Annotated in this window: 1 protein-coding gene; it reads right to left on the bottom strand. The window is 72.1% G+C overall.

Annotated elements, in window-relative coordinates; genetic code table 11:
* A partial coding sequence (locus ACIP5W_RS32755) for an SDR family NAD(P)-dependent oxidoreductase (protein WP_401481191.1) occupies window positions 1–6,887 on the bottom strand: 6,887 nt, incomplete at its 3' end.
* Between the last annotated feature and the right edge of the window lie 17 nt (window positions 6,888–6,904).

Below are 6,904 nucleotides of genomic sequence, written 5' to 3'. Positions count from 1 at the left end.
TCGTCGAACGCCGCCGCGAACACCGGAAACGCCGCGTACAGTTCCCGGCCCATCCCCGGCCGCTGCGCTCCCTGCCCCGTGAACAGGAAGGCCGTGGAGCCTGGGCGGTGTGTCCGGGTGGGCTGGGTGCCGCTGCCGTCCGCCAGTGCTCGTACGGCGTCCAGGAGTTCGGTGCGGTCGGCGCCCGTCACCACCGTGCGGTGGTCGAAGGCGGCGCGTTCGGTCGCCAGGGACAGGGCGATGTCCTGGGCGGCGAGTGCGGGGTGGGTCTCCAGGTGGGCGAGTAGCCGTGCTGCCTGGTCGCGGACCGCCTGCGCGCTCTTGCCCGACAACACCCAAGGGATCAGAGGCAGTTCGCCGCGTTCGGTGGTGTCCTGCTTCTCGGGGGCGGCCGGGGGTTCCTCGATGAGGACGTGGGCGTTGGTGCCGCTGATGCCGAAGGAGGAGATGCCGGCGCGGCGGGGTCGGCCGTCGGTGGCGGGCCACTCGCGTGCTTCGGTGAGGAGTTCGACCGCGCCGGCGTTCCAGTCGATGTGGCTGGACGGTTTGTCGGCGTGCAGGGTCCGGGGGAGGGTTTCGTGGTGCATGGCTTGGATCATCTTGATGACGCCGCCGACGCCGGCGGCGGCCTGTGAGTGGCCGATGTTCGATTTGAGGGAGCCGAGGTAGAGGGGTTTGTCGGTGGTGCGGTTGCGTCCGTAGGTGGCGAGGAGTGCCTGGGCCTCGATGGGGTCGCCGAGGCGGGTGCCGGTGCCGTGGGCTTCGACGGCGTCGATGTCGTGGGTGTTCAGGCCGGCGTTGGCCAGGGCCTGTTTGATCACGCGTTCCTGGGAGGGGCCGTTGGGGGCGGTGAGGCCGTTGCTGGCTCCGTCCTGGTTGACTGCTGTGCCGCGGATCACTGCCAGGATGCGGTGGCCGTTCTTGCGGGCGTCGGAGAGGCGTTCCACCAGGAGCAGGCCGACGCCTTCGGACCAGCCGGTGCCGTCGGCGTCGTCGGAGAAGGACTTGCAGCGGCCGTCGGGGGACAGACCGCGCTGACGGGAGAACTCCACGAACGTGGCGGGTGTCGCCATGACCGTCGCCCCGCCCGCGAGCGCGAGGTCGCACTCGCCGTTGCGCAGCGCGCCCGCAGCCATGTGCAGGGCCACCAGCGAGGAGGAGCAGGCCGTGTCGACCGTGATCGCCGGACCTTCGAGACCGAAGGTGTACGACAGCCGGCCGGAGGCGACACTGCCCGCGCTGCCCGCGGCGAGATAGCCCTCCAGTTCCTCGGGGACGGTCCCGGAGGCGGTGGCGTAGTCGTGGTACATCACGCCGGTGAAGACGCCGGTGCGGCTGCCGTGCAGGGTGGCCGGCACGATGCCCGCGTTCTCCAGCGTCTCCCAGGCGGTCTCCAGCAGCAGGCGCTGCTGCGGGTCGGTCGCGGTCGCCTCGCGCGGCGACATGCCGAAGAACTCGCGGTCGAACAGGTCCGCGTCGTGCAGGAACCCGCCCTCACGGACGTACGACGTCCCGTACTGCTCCGGGTCCGGGTCGTACAGCTTCTCGACGTCCCAGCCGCGGTTGGACGGGAACTCGCTGATGGCGTCGACTTCGCCGGCGACCAGGTTCCACAGGTCCTCCGGGGAGGACACCCCGCCCGGGTAGCGGCACGCCATGCCGACGATCGCGATCGGTTCCATGGAGGCGGAGTCCGCGGTGACGGCGACGGACTCCTCCTCGCCGAACAGCTCGGAGGCCAGGTGCGCGGCGAGGGCGGCGGGGCTGGGGTGGTCGAAGATCAGCGTGCTCGGCAGGCGCAGTCCGGTCGTGCTGTTGAGCTGGTTGCGCAGTTCGACGGCGGTCAGTGAGTCGAAGCCGAGTTCCTGGAAGGCGCGTTGGGGGTCCACGGCGCCGGCGTCGGCGTGGCCGAGGACCGCGGCCACCTGGGTGCGTACCAGGTCGACGAGAGCCTGTTCGCGCTCTTCCCGGGACAGGGTCTCCAGGCGCTGGGCCAGTGAGGCGGCGGCATCACTCCTCGTGTCGTTCGCGCGTCGTGGACCGGCCGGGACCAGAGCGCGCAGGAGCGGGGTGGGTGCCTGGGGCTGTGCGCGCAGGGCCGCGGTGTCGATGCGGCTGACGGCGAGGACCGGTTCGGTTCCCGCCACGGCGGAGTCGAACAGTTGCATCGCCTCGTCCGTGGCGAGGGGCAGCAGTCCCAGGCGCTTGATGCGCTGCAGGTCCGCGTCGCCGAGTTCGCCGCTGATGGTGCTGGTCTGGTTCCACAGGCCCCAGGCCAGTGACACGCCGGGCAGTCCGAGGGCCGTGCGGTGCTGGGCGAGGGCGTCGAGGTAGGTGTTGGCGGCGGCGTAGTTGGCCTGGCCGGCGTTGCCGATCAGGCCCGCGATCGAGGAGTAGAGGACGAAGGCGGACAGTTCCAGGTCCTGCGTCAGCTCGTGCAGGTGCCACGCCGCGTCCGCTTTCGCCGCCAGTACGGCGTTCAGGCGTTCGGGGGTCAGGTCGGTGAGCACGGTGTCGTCGAGGACTCCGGCCGTGTGGATCACGGCGCTCAGGGGCCGGTCGGCCGGAATCCGTGCCAGGACGTTTGCCAGGGAGTCCTTGTCGGAGACGTCGCAGGCGGCGAGGGTGGCCTCGGCTCCCAGCGTGCGCAGTTCGTCCTTCAGTTCGGTGGCGCCGGGTGCGTCGGGGCCGCGTCGGGAGACCAGGAGCAGGTTGCGTGCTCCGTGGGTGGTGACCAGGTGGCGGGCCAGTACCGTGCCCAGGGTTCCCGTGGCGCCCGTGATCAGGACGGTGCCCTCGTCCCAGCGCAATTCTCTCGTACCGGGTTCGCCCGTGGCACGGCCCAGGCGGGGTACGTACGTCGCTTGGCCGCGTACCGCCAGTTGCGGTTCACCGGTGGCGAGGATCGCTCCGGTGTCGAGGTCGGCGTCCGGTTCCACGTCCGCCAGGACGATGCGGCCGGGGTGTTCGGTCTGGGCCACCCGTACCAGTCCGGTGACGCCGGCTGCCGGGAGGTCCGTGATCTCCTCGCCGTCGAGTGCGACCGCGCCGCGGGTCACCACGACCAGGGTGCTGTCCGTCTTGCTGTCGTCGGTCAGGAACTCCTGGATCGTGTGCAGGGCCTCGTGCAGCACCTCGGGCGCGGACCGTCCGCCCGACACCGCCTCCACCACCTCGGCCCCGGACTCGGCCGTGGCCGTACCGCCGCGCGACACAGGCTTCCACCGCACCGCGAACAGGCCGTCCGGGCCGCCCGGAGCCGCCGCCGCACGCAGCGCCTCCGCCGACAGCGGACGCAACGTCAGTCCCTCGACGGACGCCACCGCGGCACCCGTACCGTCCGCCACCGTCAGTGCGACGGAATCGGCTGCGCCGAGGGAGAAGCGCACCCGGACCGTCCCGGCACCCACCGCGTGGATCGTCACGCCCTCCCATCCGAAGGGCACGAGGGCCTCCCGGTCCGGGTCCACCACGCCGGGCAGGAGGGTGTGCAGGGCGGCGTCCAGCAGCGCCGGATGCAGCAGGTAGCGCCCGGCCTCGGCGTGCTGCCCCTCCGGCAGGACCACCTCGGCGAAGACCTCACCCTCGCCCCGCCAGGCCCGCCGCAGCCCCCGGAACGCCGGACCGTACGCGTAACCGAGCTCCTCCAGACGCTCGTACGCACCCTCCAGCGACACCTCCCGCGCGCCCGCCGGAGGCCACACCGTCAGCGCCTCACCCCCCGACGCCTCCGCCGGAACCAGCCGACCCCGGGCATGCAGCGTCCACGGCCCCTCACCCATCTCACCGACGTCACCGTCCGCTTCGTCCGGCTCGGGCCGCGCATACACCTCCACCCCACGACGTCCGGCGCCGTCGGCCTCACCGACCACGACCTGCACCTGCACACCGCCCCGCGCCGGCAGCACCAACGGAGCCGACAGGGTCAGGTCCTCCACACGGGGAGCGCCGACCTGGTCGCCCGCGCGGGCGCAGAGTTCGACGAACGCGGTGCCCGGCAGCAACGTGGCGCCGAGGACCACGTGGTCGGCCAGCCAGGGGTGGGTGCGCAGCGAGACGCGGCTGGTCAGCACGTACTCGTCCCGGGTGGCCAGGCCCAGCGAAGCGCCCAGGATGGGGTGTCCGACCGCCTTCAGCCCCAGGCCCTCTGCGTCGGCAGGGGCGTCAACGGGGTCGAGCCAGTGGCGTTCGCGTTGGAAGGCGTAGGTGGGCAGGGGTGCCGGGGCCGTGGTGCCGGTGCCGAGGCAGGCGGCCCAGTCGACCGGTACGCCCGCGGTGAACGCCTGGGCGATGCCGGTGATCAGGGTGTGGGTTTCGTCGTGGTCGCGGCGCAGGAGGGGGAGGGCGGTGGTGTCGTCGAGGGTGTCGCGGGTGAGGGCGGTGAGGACGGCGTCGGGGCCGATCTCGATGAACACGCCTGCTCCTGCTTCGCGCAGGCTGGTGAGGGTGTCGGTGAAGCGGACGGTGCCGCGGATCTGGTCGGTCCAGTACTGGGGGGTGCCGAGTTCGTCGGCGGTGGCGAGGCGTCCCGTCAGCGTCGACACCAGGGGGATGCGGGGTTTGTGGTAGGTGAGGGAGGCGGCGACCTGCCGGAACTCGTCGAGGATGTCGTCCATGTGGGGGGAGTGGAAGGCGTGGGAGACGGTCAGCCGTACGGCCTTGCGGCCGTGCTCGCGCCACCGCGCCACCTGCCGCTCCACCGCCTCCGCGTCACCGGAGATCACCGTCGACAGGGGCGAGTTCACCGCCGCCACCGCGACCACTCCGGATTCCTCCGCGAGCGCCGCGTCGATCTCGTCCTGCGTGGCCTGGACGGCGGCCATCGCACCGCCCGCGCGGGCGGCCTGCATCAACCGTCCGCGCGCGGCCACCAGCCGCGCCGCGTCCTCCAGCGAGAACACGCCCGCCACGTGGGCGGCTGCCAGTTCACCGATGGAGTGGCCCGCGACGAAGTCCGGGACGATGCCCCAGGAGTGGACCAGTCGGAACAGCGCGACCTCCACCGCGAACAGCGCGGGCTGGGTGAACTCGGTGCGGTCCAGGCCGTCGCCGTCGGTGATGACGTCGCTGATCGGTCGCGGCAGGTGCGGGTCCAGTGCGGCCGCCACCTCGTCGAACGCCGCCGCGAACACCGGGAATGCCGCGTACAGTTCCCGGCCCATCCCCGGCCGCTGCGCTCCCTGCCCCGTGAACAGGAACGCCGTTCCACCCGAACCACGCACCCGCGACGGCTCCGCACCGCCACCCTCCGCCAACGCCTTTACGGCGTCGACGAGTTCGGTGCGATCCGTGCCCGTCACCACCGCGCGATGTTCAAAAGCCACGCGTTCCGTCGCCAGGGACAGGGCGACGTCCTGGGCGGCGAGCGCGGGGTGGGTCTCCAGGTGGGCGAGCAGCCGTGCTGCCTGGTCGCGGACCGCCTGCGCGCTCTTGCCCGACAACACCCAAGGGATCAGAGGCAGTTCGCCGTGTTCGGTGGTGTCCTGCTTCTCGGGGGCGGCCTGGGCTTCCTCGATGACGACGTGGGCGTTCGTGCCGCCGAAGCCGAAGGAGGAGACGCCCGCGCGGCGCGGTCGGCCGTCGGTGGCGGGCCACTCCCGCGCCTCGGTCAGCAACTCCACCGCTCCGGCGTCCCAGTCCACGTGGCTGGACGGTTCCCCCACGTGCAGCGTCCGCGGCAGCATCCCGTGCCGCATGGCTTCGATCATCTTGATGACGCCGCCGACGCCGGCGGCCGCCTGCGAGTGACCGATGTTCGACTTGAGCGAGCCCAGATACAGCGGGTGCCCGGCCGGCCGGCCCTGACCGTAGGTGGCGAGGAGTGCCTGCGCCTCGATGGGATCGCCCAGGCGGGTGCCCGTACCGTGCGCCTCCACGGCGTCCACGTCGGCCGTGCTCAGACCGGCGTTCGCCAGTGCGGCGAGGATCACGCGCTCCTGGGAGGGACCGTTGGGAGCGGTCAGCCCGTTGCTGGCTCCGTCCTGGTTGACCGCGCTGCCCCGGATCACCGCCAGGACCCGGTGGCCGTTCTTCCGCGCGTCGGACAGCCGCTCCACCAGCAGCAGACCGACGCCCTCCGACCAGCCGGTGCCGTCCGCGTCCTCGGAGAAGGACCGGCAGCGGCCGTCGGTGGACAGACCACGCAGCCGGGAGAACTCCACGAACGCCGTCGGCGTCGACATGACGGCGACGCCGCCGGCGAGCGCGAGGTCGCACTCACCGTTGCGCAGCGCGCCCACGGCCATGTGCATGGCGACGAGCGAGGAGGAGCAGGCCGTGTCGACCGTGACGGCCGGGCCCTCCAGACCGAAGGTGTACGCCATCCGGCCCGACGCGATGGAGCCCGCGCTGCCGCTGAAGAGGTACCCCTCGTTGCCCTCGGCGGGCAGGTCGGGGCGGGAGCCGTAGTCGTTGTACATCGCACCGGTGAAGACGCCGGTGCGGCTGCCGCGCAGGGCGGCCGGCAGGATCCCCGCGCTCTCGAAGGTCTCCCAGGCGGTCTCCAGCAGCAGGCGCTGCTGCGGGTCGATGGCGAGCGCCTCGCGCGGTGACATGCCGAAGAACTCGCGGTCGAACAGGTCCGCGTCGTGCAGGAACCCGCCCTCGCGGACGTACGACGTGCCCGGCCGGTCGGGGTCCGGGTCGTACAGCTTCTCGACGTCCCAGCCGCGGTTGGAGGGGAACTCGCTGACGGCGTCGACCCCGTTGGCGACCAGGTCCCACAGGTCCTCGGGAGAGGACACCCCGCCCGGGTAGCGGCACGCCATGCCGACGATCGCGATCGGCTCCTGCGCCTTGTCCTCGACCTCGCGCAGCTGCCTGCGCGCGTCGCGCGCGTCGGCGATGGCCTTCTTGAGGTACTCGCGGAGTTCCTGCTCGTTCGCCACTGATCTCAGCTCCCCGT

This window comes from Streptomyces sp. NPDC088766, assembly GCF_044750845.1.
Taxonomy (GTDB): domain Bacteria; phylum Actinomycetota; class Actinomycetes; order Streptomycetales; family Streptomycetaceae; genus Streptomyces.
Note: the sequence above shows the minus strand (reverse complement) of the source record. Positions and strands in the feature narration are given on the sequence as shown.